Below are 18,701 nucleotides of genomic sequence, written 5' to 3' on the forward strand. Positions count from 1 at the left end.
CGGGCCGGGCGAGGCCGCGGGGACGGCGGGTACCTCACGCGCGCTCGGGAGCGACACCCCGGCCGCGACGTCGGACGCCGGCACCACTCCGGGCTACGGCGCCGTCCCGGGCTACGGCCCGGCGACCGGCGGTTCCGGGACGAGAGGCTCCGGCTCACCGCCGCCCGGCGCCGACCTGGGGACGGCGGCTCCGGCGCCCCCGGGCGGCTCGGCGGCTCCGGCGCCCGGGGCGGCGTCGGGCGGCCCGGATGCGGCGAGCTCCGACGACGCCCTCGCCCCGCCGCTGACGCCCATTCCGCTGCCCGGTGCCCGGCCCCTCGGCAGTGCCCCGGCCCCGGCGTCGAGCACCCCGTCGGGGTGGGAGCCGGCGCTGGCCCCGGTCGTGCCCGGCGGCCCGTCGTCGCCCGCGCCCGCTCCGTCCGCCGAGCGTGCCGAGACCGAGTCGCCCCTCGTCCCCATCGTGCCGCCGGGGGGCCGGGCCTCGAGCCCGGCCCCGCCGACGGTGGCCGCGCCGCCGCGAGTCCAGGACCTGCCGGGCCAGGTGCTCGGCGGGGTCCTGCCGGACCGGGGGCGTGCCGAGCGGGGTGGGGCGGGCGGGACCGCGCCGACGGCCCACGCGCCGAAGGTCGACGCCCCGAAGAAGGTCGACGCCCCGAAGAAGGCCCACTCGCCCGCGAAGGAGGCCCCGAAGGCCGAGGCGCCGAAGGTGGACCTCCCGAAGGCCGAGGTGCCGACGGTCGGCGGGTCGAAGGCCGACACGTCGAAGAAGGGCGAACCCGGCCGGGGGGCGGCGAACCAGCACGACGGCGCCGGTGAGTCCCGAACCCCCGACGTCGCGGTGCCCGCCGTCGCCCCCGAGGGCTGGCCGATCCCGATGCTCGGCCCGAGCAGCTCCGACCCGCCGTCGTCCTCGGCGTCGCCGTCGTCGGCGGACCTGCCCGGCGAGGCGACCGCGACCGGCACTGGGTCGACCCTCGCGCCGGGCACCGGCGGGAAGGACTCGCCCCTGGCTCCGGGCAACAAGGGGAGGACGGGGTCGGGAGCGCAGCCCGACGGCTGGCCGATCCCGACCCTCGGCCCGCCGTCGACCGACGCGCCCTCCGGGTCGTCGGACTCCATCACGACGGCCAGCGGGGCCGTCCCGACCGGGTCGGCCGCGCCGCGGGTCACGACGTCCCCGGACGGCAACTCCTCGACCGAGACCGATCCGTCGACCGGTGTCGTGAGCACCCGCGCCCGGGCGGTCGACCCCTCGACGGGCGCGGTCACGACGCGCTCGACGCGGACCGACCCGTCGGACCGCTCGCGGACGACACAGGTCACGAGGCGCTCGGCGGACGCCTCCGCGGTGGAGGTCACGACCACGCGGGAGTCGACGGACGACACCGACGCGGCGGACCGGTCAGCGTCGAAGGACACGTCGACGTCGAAGGACTCTGCCGGGGCGAAGGACCCGACCGTGGCAGAGGACTCGGCCCCCGCGACGGGCTCGACGGGCGCGGAGGCCACACCGGAGTCCTCGGCGGCGGGCGGCAGGTCGGCTGACGGCAGCACGGCGGCGGGCTCGAAGTCCTCGGCGCCCTCGAAGTCAGCGTCGTCGAAGGCGCCGTCGACGAAGTCCTCGTCCTCGAAGTCCTCGTCCTCGAAGTCGTCGGGGTCGACGTCCTCCTCGTCCGGCTCGAAGAAGTCGACGTCCTCGGTGAAGTCGACGACCTCGAAGGGCTCGGACGGGTCCACCGTCCGGGAGACGACGACCTCCGACGGCGACGGCAACAAGGTGACCCGCAAGAGCGTCACGAGCTCCGACGGCGGCTCGAAGACGACCTACACCGCGCAGTCCTCGGACGGGAAGAAGGTCGACTACTCCGACACGTCCAGCCAGTCGTTCGCGGGGACGTCAGGCACCGGGGGATGGTGGTCACGGCTCTGGACGTGGTGAGGCCGGCCGTCGTCGGGTATCCGCCCCGATGGCCGCCCCGGCACGATCCGCGTCGGGCCGCGAGGCCCGTCTCCACCGGCCCTGGGTCCCCCGCCACGTCCGCGTGACCCGCTCAGCACAGGAGCACCCGCACGCCGCCGAGGTCGTCCGGCGCTGCGAGGCGCTCGGCGCCACCGACATCGAGCTGCTCACGGGCGACCGCATCACCGGCGCGCGCGGCGAGACCGAGCGCGAGACCTACGCGCGGGCCAAGGCGACCCTCGCCGTCGTCGTGAGCCCGGACTCCGCCCGCAAGCTCGACCCGATCCCGCCGAGCGCGGACTGGCGGGTCGACCTCGCGCGCGGGTGCCCGGCGCACTGCCAGTACTGCTACCTGACGGGGCCGCCGATCACCCGGGTCTACGCCGACCTGGACCGGATCCTCGCGAACCTCGACGGCTACGTCGGGCACGGCAACGTCACCTCGACCAACGAGGCCCGCGCTCACGAGGGGACGACGTTCGACCCGCCTCGAGATGGACCCCGAGCAGCGTCGCACCAAGCGGGGCCGCTTCGGGTCGGTGAAGCACGTCTACCCCGACGACGTCATGGGCGCGCTGCGCGGCCACGTCACCGGGCTGATCGACGACCTGCTCCCGGACGCGGGCCTGCTCTACTGGACGTGACGTCGGGGTACAGACGGCCCATGCCGCTGCCGCCCCCCGGGCCTGACGCCCACGTCCTCGTCACCGGCGCCTCCTCCGGGATCGGCGCCGCCATCGCCCGGGCCCTCGCCGGGCGCGGCTACCCCACCCAGCTCGTGGCGCGCCGCGAGGAGGCCCTCCGCGAGCTCGCCGCCGAGCTGCGCGGGCTCTCCGGGCTCACGGCCGAGGTGCACGCCGCCGACCTGGGCAGCGACGAGGGCCGCGACACGGTGCGCCGGCTGGTGCTCGACGACGAGCGCGTGCTCGGCGTGGTCAACGCCGCGGGCTACGGCGTGACGGGACGGGTCGCTGACCTCGCCGACGACGAGGGCCGCGCGAAGCTCGACGGCCTCGTGCGGCTCAACGTGCTCGCGCTGCACGACCTCTCGGTGGCCGCGGTCGGCGCGCTCGTGCACCGGGCCCGGGCGAGCCGACGGCCCGGCGCCATCCTCAACGTCTCGTCGATCACCGCGTTCCAGCCGCTGCCCGGGTGGCGAGCTACGCGGCGAGCAAGGCGTTCGTGCAGTCCTTCTCGGAGGCGGTGCACGCCGAGCTGCACGGCACCGGGGTCAGCCTCACCACGCTGAGCCCCGGCCTCACGCGGACCGGGTTCGCCGACGCCGCCGGCACCGACGCCTTCGACACCGCGCCCGACCTCGTCGTCGGGGGGGCCGCCGACGTCGCCGAGGCCGGGGTCGCCGCCATGGCCGCCGGCCACCGCAGCGTCGTGCCCGGCCTGGTCAACCAGCTCAGTGCCGCCGGTGGGCGGCTCGCCCCGCGCACGCTGCTGCTGCCGGCGCTCAACACGGCCATGGACTGGTTCACCTGATCCGGCTGCGATGATCGTCCCCGTGGCCGTCACCGCAGAGGACCTGCAAGCCCGCAGCGAGGAGTTCGCCGAGTTCTGGCGCGAGTACCACCTCGCGACTCTGACAACGCTGCGCCGTGACGGCAGCCCGCACGTGGTGGCGGTCGGGGTGACCCTCGACCTCGACACGGCGACCGCCCGCGTCATCACCCGGCGCGGGAGCCAGAAGGTCGCCAACGTCCGCCGGGCCGAGGGCTCGCCCGACGGCGGGGCGCGGGTCGCGGTCAGCCAGGTCGACCGGGGCCGGTGGTCGACGCTGGAGGGGATCGCGGTCGTGCGGGAGGACCGCGAGTCGGTCGCCGACGCCGAGGCCCGCTACGCGGCCCGCTACCGCACGCCCCGGCCGAACCCGGAGCGGGTGGTCATCGAGATCGCGCTGACCCGGGTCCTCGGGAGTCGGTGACCCCTCACGACGACCTCGGGTGGGTCAGGTCGTAGACCGTGGTCCCGCCGACCGTGGTCGCGGCGAAGTGCTGCTTCACCCACGCCGTGATCTGCACGGTGTCGTCGCTCCCGCCGGTGTCGGGGACCTCGGAGAGGCCCTCGCCCACGAAGTAGTGGACCTGGTCGGAGGCGACGAGCGCCTGGAACTGCGCGAGCGTCGGGGAGGGGTCGGTCCCGTTGAAGCCGCCGAGCGGCATCACGGGTGCCCCGCTGGCGAGCTGGTAGCCCGCCGCGGCCATCGAGCCGGCCGTCGCCGCGACCCACGTGTGGCCCGCCGCGCCGGCCTGCAGGAACGCCGCCAGCTCCGCCGACGGGTTCGAGGCCTGCAGCAGCGCCATCGCCCCGCCCGGGCCGCCGCGCGCGCCACCGGGGGAGCCGGTGGCGCCACCCTTGCCACCGGCCGGGGCCACACCGGTCGTGCCCTGGCCCGTGCCGCGCTGACCGCCCTGGCCACCCGGACCGCCCTGACCCGGGGCCCCCTGACCCGGCCCGCCGAACCCGCCCCGGTGGCCGTGCCCGCCGCCGAGCCCGCCGAACCCGGACGAGGGACCCGCCGTCGGGATGATCTCGGTGTGGGCCGTGCTCGCGGTCTGCACGGCGTAGGCCGCCGACCCGCCGAAGGCCGCGACGAGCGACGTCGCGAGCACCGCCGCCGTCACCACCCGCCGCATCCCGGCCCGCACCGGCCCGGCGACGACGAGGCCGACCGCGGCCACGAGGCCCGTGACGAGCACGACGGCGCGCAGCCAGGGCACGAACTCGGGCGTCTCGCGCAGCAGCCACCACGACCACAGCGCCGTCACCGCCACGGCGACCGCCAGCACCCACCGCGGCCAGCCGACCCACCGGGCCCGCCACAGCTCGACCACCCCGACGGCGGCCAGCGCCGCGACCCACGGGGCGAGGGCGATCGAGTAGTAGGGGTGGATGATCCCGGCCGCGAGGCTGAAGACCCCACCGGTCACCAGGAGCGACCCGCCCCAGAGCAGCACCCCGGCGCGCCGCCTGTCGGTGCGCACCGCCCGGCCCACGAGGACGAGCAGCGCCACCGCGAGCACCAGGGCGGCCGGGAGGAGCCACGAGACCTGGTTCGCCATCGAGCCGGTGAACAGCGCCGACCAGGAGTCCGTGGACGTGGCACCGCCCACGCCGCCGCCCCCGCCGGGCGGGGGACCGCCGGCGAACCCCGCGCCGGGCCCGCCGCCGACACCTCCCGGGGCGCCACCGAAGCCACCGCCGCCCCCGCCGGCGAGCTGGCCGGTCTCGTCGCCGGTCAGCCGCCCGGCACCGTTGTAGCCGAACGCCAGCTCGAGGACGTTGTCGGTCTGCGAGCCCCCGACGTAGGGCCGCGACGACGCCGGCCACAGCTGCACGACCGCGACCCACCAGCCGGCCGAGACGAGTAGCGAGCCGGTCGCGGGCAGCAGCGCGAGCAGGCGCCGCCGCCACGTGCCCGGCCCGGCGACCAGGTGCAGCGTCAGGAACGCCGGCAGCACGAGGAAGGCCTGCAGCGACTTCGTCAGGAACCCGGTGCCGACCAGCGCGGCCGCGAGCACCAGCCACCACGTCGAGGCCCGCGTCGAGGCGGCGTCGACCGAGCGCACCATCGCGTAGGCGCCGGCGACGAGCAGCAGGCACAGCAGCGCGTCGGGGTTGTCGAACCGGAACATCAGGACGGCGACCGGCGTGACCGCCAGCGCCGCGCCCGCGAGCAGCCCCGCGACCGGCCCGGACCAGCGCCGCACCGCACCGGTGAACAGGCCCACCGTCCCGACGCCCAGGAGCGCCTGCGGCGCCAGCACCGACCACGACGAGAGCCCGAACAGCCGCACCGAGAGGCCCATCACCCACAGCGAGGCCGGCGGCTTGTCCACCATGATCGAGGCGGGCGCATCGGACGCGCCGAATAACCAGGCCTTCCAGCTCTGCCCACTGGCCTGCGCGGCGGCCGCGTAGAAGGCGTTGCCCCAGCCCGAGGCCGAGAGGTCGACCAGGTAGAGCACCGCCGTCCCGGCCAGCAGCACCCCGAGCGCGGGCACGTACCAGTGCGGCGGTCGCCCGCGGTCGTCCGGCGCCGGGCGCGACACGGGCGCGGTCGGCGGGTCGGGGGTCGGGGGCGTGGGTCGCCGACCGGTCAGCAGGCTCATGACGCCGAGGGTGCGCAGCCGGGGTGATCACCGGGTTTGCCGGGACTGTGGGCCGCCTGTGCGTCGGGGCAGGGTCGCTCGTGGACCGGCTCAGCGGGCGAGGTCGGTCCGCCGGTCCCTGGCGGTCTTCATCCCGCCGAACAGGATGATCGACGCTGCGATCGCGATCATCACGACCATCAGACCGAACGTTCCGCGGGGACCGAAGGCCGCCAGCCCCGCCACGACGATGTAGGGCTGAACCGTGCCACGAGGTGGCCCAGGCCGTCACCGATATATGCCGGAAGCCCTCGCCCGGGTGGGGAACACCTCCGAGGTGTACGCCTACAGCTGATCCAGCCGCGGGGCAGCTCTGAGGCTTCCCGGCGCGCCTACGTCTCCAGCGGGCCGAGCTCCGCGACGAAGGCGTCCAGGAAGTCCTCCCAGCGCGGCGGGGCGGCGGCGGGCCGCACCACGAACTTCGTGATCCCGCCCTCGACGAACTCGCCGACGAGCCGCCGCGCCTCCGCCCAGTCCCGCGCGATCAGCGCGGCGGGGTCGACCTCCGGACGCCGCCGGGCCGTCGTCGCGAACGCCTGCTCGACGTCGTCCTCGGTTGCCTCCGGCGGCAGGACCAGCAGGTTCGTGCCGTAGTGGTCCTCCTCCACCTCGCGGCCGGCGGCGTCGGCGGCGTCGGCGATCACCGTGCGGGCCCCGGTGGCCTCGGCCGGGGTGACGAACGAGGCGAGCCAGCCGTCGGCGAGGCGCCCCACCCGCTCGAGGGCGGCGGGCACGAGCCCGCCGAGCCAGAGGTCGAGCGGCTTGGCCGGGCGGGGGCCGACCGAGGCGGCATCGAGGGTGAAGAAGCGGCCGTGGTGGGTGACGACCTCCTCGGTGAGCAGCCGCCGGACGACGACGAGGGCCTCCTCGAACACCGCGGCGCGCGGGCCGGGCACCGGGTAGGCGGTGCGCTCGGAGCGCGTGGCGGGCTGCAGCCCGAAGGACGGGAGGATGCGCCGCGGGGCGAGCGCGGCCAGCGACGCGAGCTGGTGGGCGACGACGGCGGGGTTGCGACCGGGCAGCACGACGACGCCGGTGCCGAGCTTGAGGTGCTGGGTGCGGCCCGCGGCCCAGCCGAGGGCCGTGAGGGGTTCGACGGCGTCGGAGGCGATCCGGTCGGGGAACCAGAGCGAGTCGATGCCGCGGCGCTCGCACCCGTCGACCAGGGCACGGGTGTCCTCGAGGGGATCGGCGAGGGCGAGCCCGGCCCCGAGGCCGAGCCGGACCTTGAGGTCGGTCATGCCGCGCCCGCTTCCCGGCGCAGGAGCCCGCTGCGGCGGCCGAAGTCGTCGAAGAGCCGCCAGGACGCGACCCGGGAGGCCTCGGTCCGCTCGGCGGTCTCGGCGCGCAGCCCCTCGGTGGAGATGCCCAGCTCGTCGAAGCGGGCCTCGATCGACGTGCCGGTCCAGCGCGAGACCCAGGTCTCGAACTCCGCGGGCGTGATCTCGGGGTGGAACTGGACCCCGAGGTGGCAGTCCTGCCGGAAGGCCTGGTCGCAGCGGGCCGAGCGGGCGAGGACCTCGGAAGTGGGCGGCGCGGTGAACGAGTCGAAGTGGAACTCCATCCAGGGGCCCTCGGCGATCACATCGGGGACGTCGGTGGTGATGGTCCGCCAGCCGTTCTCGTGCCGGCCGTCGGCGCGGTGCGCGGTGCCGCCGAGCACCCGGGCGAGCAGCTGGCCACCGAAACAGATCCCCAGGACCGGCACCTCGACGGCGATCGCCCGCTCCAGATAGGCGATCTCGGCGGCGAGCCAGGGCACCGCGTCGTCCCATGCGCCCTCGGCGGAGCCGAGCACGGCGATCGCGTCGAACCCGGTCGGGTCGGGGAGGTCGCCGCCCGCCACGCCGGGGACGAGCTCGATCCCATGCCGCGCCGCCCAGGTTCCGAGCGTCCCGGCCTGCACGAGCACCACCTCGGGCGTCACCTCGTGGCCGATCACCAGCATCGTCGGGGAGTCCATGTCACGCACAACGCCCAGGATGGTGGACTTCGTCCGGTGAAGCCCTGTGCGTTCTGCGCCATCGTCGCGGAGACTTCCCCCGTCGCTCCGCTCGCCCGAGAAGATGCCCCGGCCCACCTCGTGCACACCGACGACGACACGGTCGCTTTCCTGGACGCCAAGCCGGTGTTCCACGGCCACGTGCTGCTCGTCCCGCGGGTCCACGTGACGACGCTGGCCGAGCTCCCGCCCGAGCGGGTGCCCGGGTTCTTCGCGCTCGCGCAGCGGCTCGAGCGGGCGGTGGAGTCCGCGATGGACGCGCCCGGCTCCCTCGTCATGATCAACAACGTGGTGAGCCAGTCCGTGCCGCACCTGCACCTGCACGTCATCCCCCGCCGACCCAAGGACGGGCTGCGCTTCTTCCTCGGCCCCCGTCACCCCTACCGCGACACGGACGAGGCGGACTCGGTCGCTCAGCGCATCGCGGAGCGGCTCGCGGGTGACGCCGAGGCGCCGTCGGACTAGAGCGTTCGCACCAGGATGTAGGGGTGCTCTTGGGGTGGTGCCGGGCGCCGTTCGGGGGCGAGCGGCCGGTGCGACGCGCTCAGCGGTCTCAGGTTGTACGTCCGATCAGGTGGATCCGGCCCATCCTCACGGCTCGTGCTGAGATAGTCACGATGCGCGGACGGGCGGCGAAGATGGTCGAGCGATCACCGTCCGCGACGAACACGACGCCGACGACGGAGGTGGGCATGACGGTCCTGGGATGGGTCGCCGTTCTCGTCGGGGCGTGGTGCGTCGTCTCGGTGCTGGCGGCCCTCGGGCTCGGTGCGCTGCTGCGCCGGGGTTCGGTGGTCGACGGAGACCTCAGCGACCAGGGCTGCGGGCGCGGCGGGCTCGCCGACGGCGTGCTCGCGATGTGGCTGGCCGAGGTGCCGCGCGTTCCGGATACCCCCGGCATCCTGCTCGACGACGCGCCGGCGCAGCGTCCGCGCGACGTCGACTCGGGCTTCCACCAGGTGGGTGCCTTCGGCTCGTGAGCACTGATCCGTGTCATAGGGCGGATCAGTGCGCACGAGCGCGCAGCGCACCTATGAGTCGACGCCGACGGCCTGACGCACCGAGCCCAGCACCCGCCGGGCCCGCTCGCGGGCGATCTCTCCGCCGCGGGCGAGGACCTCGTCGAGCTCGCTGCCCGGCTCCATGAGGACCTCGTAGCGCTCGCGCATCGGCGCCAGCCGCTCCTCGAGGACGTCGGCGAGCTGGTTCTTCAGGTCGCCCCAGCCGACCCCGCCGGCCTCGAGCCGACGGCGGGTGTCCGCGACGACGTCGTCGGGCGCGAACTGGGCGAGGATCTGGAAGACCGCCGACGAGTCGGGGTCCTTGGGGGCCTCGACGGGGGTGGAGTCGGTCGGGATCCGCCGCACGAGCTTGCGCAGCTTGGACGCGGGCAGGAACAGCGGGATGTAGTTGTCGTAGGACTTCGACATCTTGCGGCCGTCGAGCCCCGGCAGCGTGTGCCCCGTCGTCTCCGCCGGGATCACCGCCTCGGGGATGGTGAATCGGTAGCCCGCGCCGTAGAGATGGTTGAAGCTCCCGGCGATGTCGGCCGCGATCTCCACGTGCTGGGCCTGGTCACGCCCGACGGGGACGAGGTCCGCCTCCATGATCAGGATGTCGACGGCCATGAGGATCGGGTAGTTGTAGGTCCCCATGTTGATGCCGGCGTCGGGGTCCTCCCCGGCCGCGACGTTGGCGTCCCGGGCGGCCTTGTAGGCGTGGGCGCGGTTCATCAGGCCCTTGCCGGTGACGCAGGACAGGATCCACGTCAGCTCGAAGGTCTCGGGCACGTCGGACTGCTTGTAGAACACCGTCCGCTGCGGGTCGAGCCCCGCGGCGAGCCAGGTCGCGGCCACCGAGCGCGTCCACTGGTGGAGCAGCTCGGGGTCCCGCGCGGTGGTCAGCGCGTGGTAGTCGGCGATGAAGTAGAGCGACTCGTGCTCGCCGGCCATCGCGATCGCGGGCTCGATGGCGCCGATGAGGTTCCCCAGGTGGGGCTCGCCCGTCGGCTTCACACCGGTCAGCGAGGTCTTCGTGCCCGTGACCGGGGCGTTCTCCGTGCTCACCACGATCCTCGACCCTATCCCTGCCGGGCGCGCTCCCCGTCGATCAGGCCACGCCGGTGTGCCGAGTGCTCGAACCACAGCGTGGTGAGCGGCGGGATGCTCGCGAGCAGGCCGACGACGGTGGTGCCGACGCGCCAGCGGAACGTGCGGGCCGTGGCGAGGGTGATCACCACGTAGGCGATGAACAGCACCCCGTGGATCGGCCCGAAGACCTTCACACCGACGTCGTCGAACACCACGAGGTACTTGAACACCATCCCGATCAGCAGCCCCGTCCAGGAGCAGGCCTCGGCGATCGCGACGGTGCGGAACGCGCGGGCCAGCAGGACCGGGTCGAGGCGGCGGCGGGTGGTCGAGGTCGTCACGGTCGATCACTGTGCCGTAGACGGCCGTCAGCGCGGTGTGACGGCGGGCCGGAGGTCGCGCAGGTCACGACGGATCTCCGATGCCAGTAACGGCGCGATCCTGTCATCTGACGTCAGTACGGCGCCGGTCACTCACGCCTGCTCCGGCACCGCCTCGAGCAGCGCCGCCCGCAGCGCAGCCGCCGCGGGGCTCGCCTCCCCCCGCGGCCAGGCGAGCACCAGCCGCGACCTCACCCCCGGGGCCTCGAACGGCACCGTCACCAGCTCCTCGGTCCGCAGCGCCGACACCGACGACGGCAGCACCGCCATCCCGAGTCCCCGCGCCGCCATCCGGGCCAGCACCGTCGGGTCGCTCGCACTGCAGGTCACCCGCGGTCCGGGCGAGACCGACGCGCACGCGAGCTCCACCGCCTCGCGCAGTGCGTTTCCCTCGACCGGCAGGACGAGGTCGCGGCCCGCGAGGTCGGCCGGACCCGCCGACGCCACCCCAGCGAAGCGATGGTCCGGCGGCACCGCGACGACCAGCGGCTGCTCGCTGACCGTCCGCCCCTCGAGGTCCGCGGGCAGCGGCCCTGCCGCCCCGACCAGCGCCACGTCCAGCCGACCCGAGCGCAGCCCCTCGACCAGCGCACCCGACCCCTGCTCCACCAGCGAGCACTCCACCGCCGGGTGCGCGGCCGAGAACTCGGCGACGACGCCGGGCACGTCCAGGAAGGGTCCCGACCCCACCATCCCGGCGCGCACCGACCCGCGGAGCAGCCCGTCGAGGTCCTCCACCACCCGCCGCACCCCGGCGACGGCGTCCAACGCGGCCCGCGCCGCGGCCACCACCTCGACCCCCACCGGCGTCGGCCGCACCTGGTGCCCTGACCGGTCGAGCAGCGTGTGCCCCAGCTCGCGCTCCAGTTTGCGGACCTGCGCGCTCACCCCGGGCTGGGCGACCCGCAGCCGGTCCGCGGCCCGCGTGAAGCCGCCCTCGTCGACGACCGCGACCAGGTACTCGAGCTGGTGGAGCTGCACGTCGAGCATCATCACCGCTTCTCGCGCCCGGCACGACCAGCTGGCGGGCTTCTGGACCCGCCACCCACGCGCCGGCCCTCCGCGGCGGGCAGGATGGCGGGCCGTGACCGCCGACGACCGCCTGATCCCCGAGACACCGGGCACCGACTCGTTCCCCCGCCGCCAGGCCGCGACCCGGCGGTTCACCCTCGGCGCCCCCCGCGGGGTCACCGTCTCCCCGGACGGGGCCCGCGTGGTGTTCCTGCGCAGCCGCGGCGGCGACGACCCGGTGACCTGCCTGTGGGTGCTCGACGTCGCCACCGGCGAGGAGCACCTGCTCGTCGACCCGCTGGTCCTCGACGTCCCGGGCGAGGAGGACCTCCCGCCCGAGGAGAAGGCGCGTCGGGAACGGGTGCGGGAGCAGTCCGGCGGCGTCGTCGACTACGCGACCGACCGCGCCGTCGCCACCGCCGCCTTCGTGCTCTCCGGGCGCGCGTTCACCGTCGGGCTCACCCCCGGGTCGGTGCCGGCCGCCCTGCCCGTCGAGGGCCCCGTCGTCGACCCGCGCCTCGACCCGTCGGGCACCCGCGTCGCCTTCGTGCGCCGGGGCGCGCTGCACGTGTGCACCCTCGCGTCGGAGGAGACGACGACGCTCGTCACCCCGGACGGCGAGCACGTCTCATGGGGGCTCGCCGACTTCGTGGCCGCCGAGGAGATGAACCGCTACCGCGGGTTCTGGTGGGCTCCCGACGGCGGGTCGGTGGCGGTCGCGCGGGTCGACGACGCCGCCGTGCCCCGCTGGTACATCGCCGACCCGGCCAACCCGGAGCGCGAACCGACCCCGGTCGCCTACCCCGCCGCCGGCACCACCAACGCGACGGTGACGCTGCACGTCCTGCGCCTCGACGGGACGCGCACCGACATCGACCTCGGCGGCGACGAGTACCTGGCCGCGGTCGAATGGGGAGAGCACGGCCTGCTCGTGACGACCGAGCCGCGCGACCAGAAGCGCGTGACGCTGCGCGCGGTGGACCCGGCGTCGGGAACCGCCACCGAGGTGCGCTCCGACGTCGACGACGCCTGGGTCGACCTCGTGCCCGGCATCCCCGCCCACCTCGACGGCGGCGCGCTCGTCTGGTGCGCGGACGCCGACGACGCCCGCCGCCTCGTCGTCGACGGCGAGGCGGTGACAGGCCCGGAGCTGCAGGTCCGGGGCGTGGCCGCCGTCGAGGGGGACACGGTGCTGTTCAGCGCGTCGCGGGTGGGCGCGCCGACCTCGACCGTGCTGCACGTCTGGTCGCCCGAGGCCGGGGTGAGCCCGGTGAGCGCGGAGCGGGGCGTGGCGTCGGGACGGCTGGCGGGCGGGGTCCTCGTCGTCGCGCAGGCCTCGCTCGACCACGACGGGACCGTCACGACGGTGACCGGGCCCGGGACCTCGACGACGCTGCGGTCCTTCGCCGAGTCGCCTCGCCTCGAGCCTCGGGTGCACCGCTTCGCGGCGGGGGAGCGGGGGCTCGCGACGGCCGTCCTGCTGCCGCGCCACCACATCCCGGGCTCGGTGCCCCTCCCGGTGCTGCTCGACCCCTACGGCGGGCCGCACGCGCAGCGGGTCGTCGACGCGCGCGGGGCGTTCCTCACGAGCCAGTGGTTCGCCGACCAGGGGTTCGCGGTGGTGGTCGCCGACGGGCGCGGGACGCCGGGACGGGGGCCGGCCTTCGAGCGGGCGGTGCACGGCGACCTGGCCGAGCCGGTGCTCGAGGACCAGCTCGACGCGCTGGCCGCCGCCGCGGCCGAGGTGGAGGACCTCGACCTCACCCGCGTGGCGATCCGCGGCTGGTCGTTCGGGGGCTACCTCGCGGCGCTGGCGGTGCTGCGGCGCCCGGACGCGGTGCACGCCGCGGTGGCGGGCGCCCCGGTGACCGACTGGGCCCTCTACGACACCCACTACACCGAGCGCTACCTCGGGACGCCGTCGTCGTGGCCGGACGCCTACGCCCGGTCCTCGATCGTCGCCGACGCCGAGCGGCCGGCGACCCGCGAGGCGCCGATGCGCCCGCTGATGCTCGTGCACGGGCTCGCCGACGACAACGTCGTGGCCGCCCACACCCTGCGCCTGTCCTCGGCGCTGCTCGCGGCCGGGCGGCCCCACCAGGTGCTCCCGCTCTCCGGGGTCACGCACATGACGCCGCAGGAAGTGGTGGCCGAGAACCTGCTGCGCCTGCAGGTCGCGTTCCTCGAGGAGTCCCTCGGGGTGGGCTGAGCGGAATCCCGTGCCGCGGGTTTCTCCAAACCGCACCCACGCGCGTCGTCGACCGCCGACCCTGGTCGGCGGTTCGGGGTGGATGACCGGTGGAGGACCCAGGTGGGTGCGGAGCGGCCAGACGGCGCGGGTACGGCGCCGCACGTGCGATTGGAGCTGACGCACGGTCCGGCGGGTCCCGGCGTGCTCGCCGACGGGCGTGCGCTCCCGATCCCACCGCACAGCTCGGCGACGGAGGTCGGCCTGGCCGCGGCGCGTCGGCACGCGGCCCGCTCGGGCCGCGACCTGCGGGTCGAGGTCGTCGACGGCGCCGCGGTGACGCTCGTGGCGGTGAGTCCCCACGGCGCCGTCACCCTGCTCGAGGCGCCCGCGACGGCGCCCCTCCCGCGGGTGGTCGTGACGCCGGAACCCGCCACCGCGCTCGATCGCACGACGGTGCACGTCGCGCCGCCCGCGTCGTCGTGGCCCACCACGCCGCCCGTCGCCGCGTGGGTCTCGCCCGCGCCGCCGAGGCCGCGCCGCCCGGTCTCGTCGCTCGTGGTCGCCGGGCTCGTCGCCGTCGCGGTGCTCGTGGGTGCGGTCGGGACCGGGGTGGCCACGCTGTCCTCGGCGCAGGCCCTCCCCGACTCCTGCCGCCCCGTCACCGTCTACGCCGTCGACGGGCAGGGCGGCTCGTCGGACGTGCTCAAGGGCGTCACCGACCCGCTCGCCCGGCAGTTCGGCGAGAAGGTCTCGGTCGTCACCGTCCCGGCGCCGCCGACGGGCGGGTCGTTCGCCTCGGCCGAGTCCGAGGCGGTCGGCTCCCTCGCGACCGCGGTGGGCGAGCACGTCGACGGCTGCCCCACGGGCTCGCTCATGCTGTTCGGCTACTCGCAGGGCGCGCAGGTGGCCGGTGACCTCGCCTCCCGCGTCGGCACTGGCCTCGAGCCGCGCATCCCCGCGAAGCTGGTGCAGGCCGTCGGCCTCTTCGGGGACCCGGCACGCAGCCCCCGCACCCGCGCCGTTCCGGACGGCACGACCGGGCAGGGTGCCCTGCCCCCGCGGGCGGTCGGCTTCGGTTCGCTCGACGCGCGCACCATCGAGGTCTGCGCCCCGGGCGACCCGGTCTGCGACAGCCCGGCGAACGCCGCGTCCCCGTCGCTCGAGCAGGCCCTCGCCTCTCCGGTGCACGGCTCCTACCAGCAGCTACCCGTCGCCGCGGGCACCACGGCGCCGCAGTGGGCCGCGTCGTCGCTCGGCAAGGTCGTCGCCGCCATCCCCACGACGTCCGGTCCGGCGAGCGCGGGCACGGCGCCACAGTCCGGGCCGGTGAGCACGACGCCGGGTGCCGGGTCGCGATCGGGCTCGGACACGTCGACCGGCGGCGCGGCGGCCGTGACAACGACGCCCGAGGCGACCGGGGGGAGCAGCGGCTCGGGCGAGGGCTCCTACGACCAGGGCACGACTGGCGGCGGCTCGGCGACAACCGGGGCGTCCGGTTCCTCGGGATCGGTGACCTCCGGTCAGGGTTCGGGCGGGACCTCGAGCACCGGGTCGGGGGACACCGGGACGTCCGGTTCGTCCACCGTCGAGCCGTCGCCCACCGGGTCGGCGCCGTCCGCGGGCACAGGCGACCGCGGTTACGGCACGGGGACGGGCGGTGGCGGCTCGGGGTCGGGTTCGTCCGCCCCCGCGTCGACCCGGGCGTCGTCCGGCTCCGGCGCGGAGGAGCCGACCACGACCACCTCCTCCCGCGAGCGCGGCAAGGAGAAGACCGGCCAGAAGGGGTCCGGGACGACGACGAGCACCACGACGGCGAAGGGCGGCACCACGAGCTCGGCGACGGGCGCCGCGTGGTCGTTGGTCGAGGGCCTCGAGGGGTTCAAGTCGACGCCGTGGAACAACCAGAACGCGACCGACCCGAGTGCCGCGGCGTCGCCGAACGTGCCGGGCCGCGAGGCGGTGAAGTTCGAGATGCCCGGGGGCGGCAAGCGCACCGAGGCCGAGCCGGACGTCCCCGAGTTCCGGGAGGGCCAGAAGGCCTTCATCGGCTACTCCGGGTTCTTCGACAAGGGCTTCCCGACGAACACCGACACCTGGCAGGTGATCATGCAGTTCAAGCAGCCGGGGACGGGGAGCCCGCCGCTCTCGGTGGAGGTCGGGAAGGGGCAGCTGCGCCTGGCGAACAACGGCCGCAACCAGAAGGACTTCTGCCCGGTCACCGACGGCGGCGCGTTCTCCTTCCAGCTCGGGGTGACCTTCGGCGGGGCGGTCGACGCCTGGTGCAACGGGCAGCAGACGCTCAGCGCCTTCAGGACGCCCGAGCCGAACGTGCAGGGCAGCGCCTACCTCAAGACCGGCATCTACCGCGACGAGTCGATCAAGCAGGACAGCACCCTCTTCGTCAACGACCTCAAGGTCGGCAAGACCCTGGACTCGGTGTCCGTGCTGGCGGGCGCCGCGAACGGGTCGGGGACCACGGCGTCGGCGAGCGCCGTGGCCGACACCGGCACCGGCACCGGGACGACGGCGCAGCCGGCCTCGGCCTCGACGGGTACGGGCACGACCGCGCAGCCGGCCGCGGCCACGGCGGGGAGCAGGGCGACGGCCGGCGGCACGCAGAAGCTGTGCGACAAGTTCGGGTCCACCGACGTCGACGGCGGGCGCTTCGCCGTGCAGAACAACGAGTGGGGTGCCTCGGGCCAGTGCGTGACGGCGCAGCGGCAGGGCTTCACCGTCGAGTCCGGTGACCACACGAAGTCCGACACCCCGGCCGCCTACCCGTCGATCGTCTCCGGCTGCTGGATGGGCACCTGCACCCGTGGCACCCCGCTGCCGGCGCGCATCGGCGACCTCGGCCCGATCACCTCGAGCATCGCGGGCACGATCCCGCAGCGCACGACGTCGAACCTCGCCTAGCGACGTGACGTACCGGGGTGCCGCGCCGGCCGCTTCCGCCGGGTGAGCGATCTCTCCCCACCGGGGATAACGCAGGGGCCCGACCGGGTACAGGCTGAGGCGTCAGCGATCAGTGGGGAGCGTGACCGTGAGGGCCAGCGATCTGTTCGTCCGTTGCCTGGAGGCCGAGGGCGTCGAGTACGTGTTCGGGGTCCCCGGTGAGGAGAATGCGGATCTCCTCATGTCGATGCGCGACTCGAAGGTCCGCTTCGTGCCGACGCACCACGAGGCGGGTGCGGCGTTCATGGCCGACGTCTACGGCCGGCTCTCGGGCCACCCGGGGGTGTGCCTGTCCACGCTCGGCCCCGGCGCCGCCAACCTCGTGACGGGTGTCGCGAACGCCAACATGGACAACTCGCCGGTGGTCGCGATCACCGGCCAGGGCGCCACGACGCGGCTGCACAAGGAGTCGCACCAGGCGATGAACGTCGTCGAGATGTTCACGCCGATCACCAAGTGGACGACCTCGCTGCGCGACGAGACCACGATCCCCGAGGTCATCCGCAAGGCGTTCAAGCTCGCGGCGGCCGAGAAGCCGGGCGCCACGCACGTCGAGCTGCCCGAGGACATCGCGAAGCACGAGGTGGAGAGCGCCCCGATCGTGCCGCCCGAGAAGGTGCGTCGGCCGGTGCCCGACGACAAGTCGGTGCAGGCCGCGCTCGACCTCATCGCCCGCTCCGAGCGCCCCGTCCTGCTCGTCGGCCAGGGCTGCGTCCGCACCCGGGTGAGCCGTCAGCTCCAGTCCTTCGTCGACCAGACCGGCATCTACGCCGGCATGACCTTCATGGGGAAGGGCGCGCTGTCCGACCGGCACGAGCGCAGCCTCTACGCCGTCGGGCTCGGGTCGCGCGACTACGTGACCGAGGTGTTCGAGGCCGCCGACCTCGTCATCGCCGTCGGGTACGACATGGTCGAGTGGCCGCCCGCGCGGTGGAACATCGGGCGCAGCAAGCGGCTGCTGCACATCGACTTCGACCCGGCCGAGGTCGACGGTGCCTACCGCCCGAATGTCGAGATCGTCGGCGACATCGCGGCCGCGCTCTGGGCGATCAACGAGGGCCTGACCGACGAGCACCACTTCGCCGACATCGACGCCCACGCCCGGGCCCGCACGCACCTCACCGAGGAGATCAACGAGGGTGGGGCGGCCGCCGAGGCGGAGACCGGTGACTTCCCGATGAAGCCGCAGCGCATCCTGGCCGACCTGCGCGCCGAGATGGGCGACGAGGACATCCTGATCTCCGACGTCGGGGCCCACAAGATGTGGGTCGCGCGGCACTACCCGACCTACACCCCGAACAGCTGCATCATCTCCAACGGCTTCTGCTCGATGGGGATCGCCGTGCCCGGCGGGGTCTCGGCGTCGCTGGTGCACCCCGACCTGCGGGTGTGCGCGATCTCGGGCGACGGTGGGTTCCTCATGAACGGCCCCGAGCTCGCGACGGCCGTGCGCCTCGGCGTCGCGCCGGTCAACCTGGTGTGGGAGGACAACGGCTACGGCCTGATCTCCTGGAAGCAGGAGGTCGAGTTCGGCCGCCACTTCGGCACCGACTTCCCCTCCCCCGACCTCGTGAAGGTCTCCGAGGGCCTCGGGTGCCACGCACGCCGGCTCACGAGCGCCGACGAGCTGCGCCCCGCGCTCAAGGAGGCATTCGACCAGCGCGACCGCCCGTCGGTGATCGTCGTGCCGGTCGACTACCGGGAGAACGTCAAGCTGACCCGGCGCCTCGGGCAGCTCATCGCGCACTAGCCGGGACGCGCCCCGCGCGGGTCAGGTCCGCTCCACGCGGCGGACCTGCTCGCCGGGGCGCCACCACGTGATCACCAGCTTGTCGGCCGACGGCGCGATCTCGGTGAGCACCAGCTCGGTGACGTCGACGGAGAAGTAGCTCCCGTCCGGGCCCTCGCCCGGGTAGGCGGCCTCCCGCACCCGCCCGGACACCCGCGCCTCG

At 74.8% G+C, this 18,701-nt stretch carries 17 protein-coding genes and 2 pseudogenes; 11 read left to right on the forward strand and 8 right to left on the reverse strand.

Annotation, left to right across the window (positions count from 1 at the left end; translation table 11 throughout):
* Positions 1 to 111: 111 nt before the first annotated feature.
* Positions 112 to 1,737, reverse strand: coding sequence for a hypothetical protein (locus tag VGH76_RS08050; protein WP_331556111.1), 1,626 nt, complete (start codon positions 1,735 to 1,737; stop codon positions 112 to 114).
* On the opposite strand from VGH76_RS08050, the gene VGH76_RS08055 reads away from it, so the two are divergent.
* The 6 genes and pseudogenes from VGH76_RS08055 (at position 1,700) to VGH76_RS08080 (ending at position 3,893) form a co-directional block, all read left to right on the forward strand.
* A complete protein-coding gene (locus VGH76_RS08055) occupies positions 1,700 to 1,939 on the forward strand; it encodes a hypothetical protein (RefSeq protein ID WP_331556112.1) in 240 nt (79 codons plus the stop codon). The genes VGH76_RS08050 and VGH76_RS08055 overlap by 38 nt on opposite strands.
* Positions 1,940 to 1,967: 28 nt before the next feature.
* Positions 1,968 to 2,333 (forward strand): annotated as a pseudogene (locus VGH76_RS27945) (spore photoproduct lyase family protein); the annotation flags it as partial.
* Between the two features lie 121 nt (positions 2,334 to 2,454).
* Positions 2,455 to 2,604, forward strand: a complete 150-nt coding sequence (locus VGH76_RS08065; RefSeq protein WP_331556114.1) for a spore photoproduct lyase family protein — start codon at positions 2,455 to 2,457, stop codon at positions 2,602 to 2,604.
* Positions 2,605 to 2,624: 20 nt separating this feature from the next.
* Positions 2,625 to 3,209 (forward strand): SDR family NAD(P)-dependent oxidoreductase, encoded by a 585-nt coding sequence (locus VGH76_RS08070; RefSeq protein ID WP_331556115.1) that lies wholly within the window; start codon positions 2,625 to 2,627, stop codon positions 3,207 to 3,209.
* On the forward strand, positions 3,143 to 3,451 hold the full coding sequence (locus VGH76_RS08075) for a hypothetical protein (protein WP_331556116.1): 309 nt from the start codon (positions 3,143 to 3,145) through the stop codon (positions 3,449 to 3,451). Before VGH76_RS08070 ends, VGH76_RS08075 begins: the two co-directional genes overlap by 67 nt.
* Positions 3,452 to 3,461: 10 nt before the next feature.
* Complete coding sequence (locus VGH76_RS08080; protein WP_331556118.1) at positions 3,462 to 3,893, forward strand: pyridoxamine 5'-phosphate oxidase family protein; 432 nt, start codon at positions 3,462 to 3,464, stop codon at positions 3,891 to 3,893.
* A gap of 4 nt (positions 3,894 to 3,897) precedes the next feature.
* On the opposite strand, the gene VGH76_RS08085 is transcribed toward VGH76_RS08080, so the two are convergent.
* From VGH76_RS08085 to VGH76_RS08095, 3 genes are all read right to left on the reverse strand, one after another.
* Positions 3,898 to 6,081 (reverse strand): ArnT family glycosyltransferase, encoded by a 2,184-nt coding sequence (locus VGH76_RS08085; protein WP_331556119.1) that lies wholly within the window; start codon positions 6,079 to 6,081, stop codon positions 3,898 to 3,900.
* Positions 6,082 to 6,452: 371 nt separating this feature from the next.
* Positions 6,453 to 7,361, reverse strand: coding sequence for a TIGR03854 family LLM class F420-dependent oxidoreductase (locus tag VGH76_RS08090; protein ID WP_331556120.1), 909 nt, complete (start codon positions 7,359 to 7,361; stop codon positions 6,453 to 6,455).
* The gene (locus tag VGH76_RS08095) at positions 7,358 to 8,083 is read right to left on the reverse strand and encodes a type 1 glutamine amidotransferase (RefSeq protein ID WP_331556121.1); all 726 of its coding nucleotides are present in this window, start codon (positions 8,081 to 8,083) and stop codon (positions 7,358 to 7,360) included. The genes VGH76_RS08090 and VGH76_RS08095 overlap by 4 nt, the downstream gene beginning before the upstream one ends.
* A 36-nt stretch (positions 8,084 to 8,119) precedes the next feature.
* On the opposite strand from VGH76_RS08095, the gene VGH76_RS08100 reads away from it, so the two are divergent.
* Together VGH76_RS08100 and VGH76_RS08105 are read left to right on the forward strand one after the other, a co-directional pair.
* Positions 8,120 to 8,587: an HIT family protein gene (locus VGH76_RS08100; protein WP_331556122.1), complete on the forward strand. Its 468-nt coding sequence runs from the start codon at positions 8,120 to 8,122 to the stop codon at positions 8,585 to 8,587.
* A 227-nt stretch (positions 8,588 to 8,814) separates the two neighbouring features.
* Complete coding sequence (locus VGH76_RS08105; protein WP_331556123.1) at positions 8,815 to 9,102, forward strand: hypothetical protein; 288 nt, start codon at positions 8,815 to 8,817, stop codon at positions 9,100 to 9,102.
* A gap of 51 nt (positions 9,103 to 9,153) precedes the next feature.
* Here VGH76_RS08105 and VGH76_RS08110 read toward each other — a convergent pair whose 3' ends face one another.
* The 3 genes from VGH76_RS08110 to VGH76_RS08120 form a co-directional block, all read right to left on the reverse strand.
* On the reverse strand, positions 9,154 to 10,188 hold the full coding sequence (locus tag VGH76_RS08110) for a tryptophan--tRNA ligase (RefSeq protein ID WP_331556124.1): 1,035 nt from the start codon (positions 10,186 to 10,188) through the stop codon (positions 9,154 to 9,156).
* Positions 10,189 to 10,202: 14 nt separating this feature from the next.
* Positions 10,203 to 10,553: a DUF3817 domain-containing protein gene (locus tag VGH76_RS08115; protein WP_331556125.1), complete on the reverse strand. Its 351-nt coding sequence runs from the start codon at positions 10,551 to 10,553 to the stop codon at positions 10,203 to 10,205.
* A gap of 132 nt (positions 10,554 to 10,685) precedes the next feature.
* Positions 10,686 to 11,585 (reverse strand): LysR family transcriptional regulator, encoded by a 900-nt coding sequence (locus tag VGH76_RS08120; protein WP_331556126.1) that lies wholly within the window; start codon positions 11,583 to 11,585, stop codon positions 10,686 to 10,688.
* Positions 11,586 to 11,676: 91 nt separating this feature from the next.
* Here VGH76_RS08120 and VGH76_RS08125 point away from each other — a divergent pair, with 91 nt between their 5' ends.
* The 3 genes from VGH76_RS08125 (at position 11,677) to VGH76_RS08135 (ending at position 18,499) form a co-directional block, all read left to right on the forward strand.
* Positions 11,677 to 13,812: a prolyl oligopeptidase family serine peptidase gene (locus tag VGH76_RS08125; protein WP_331556127.1), complete on the forward strand. Its 2,136-nt coding sequence runs from the start codon at positions 11,677 to 11,679 to the stop codon at positions 13,810 to 13,812.
* 144 nt (positions 13,813 to 13,956) lie between these two features.
* A complete protein-coding gene (locus tag VGH76_RS08130; protein ID WP_331556129.1) occupies positions 13,957 to 16,710 on the forward strand; it encodes a cutinase family protein in 2,754 nt (917 codons plus the stop codon).
* Positions 16,711 to 16,837: 127 nt separating this feature from the next.
* Entirely contained in the window at positions 16,838 to 18,499 is a 1,662-nt protein-coding gene (locus tag VGH76_RS08135; RefSeq protein ID WP_331556130.1) for an acetolactate synthase large subunit, read from the forward strand.
* 21 nt (positions 18,500 to 18,520) lie between these two features.
* Here the strand turns inward: VGH76_RS08135 and VGH76_RS08140 are convergent.
* Positions 18,521 to 18,701 (reverse strand): annotated as a pseudogene (locus tag VGH76_RS08140) (pyridoxamine 5-phosphate oxidase); the annotation flags it as partial.

The organism is Actinomycetospora sp., assembly GCF_036497585.1.
Taxonomy (GTDB): Bacteria; Actinomycetota; Actinomycetes; order Mycobacteriales; family Pseudonocardiaceae; genus Actinomycetospora.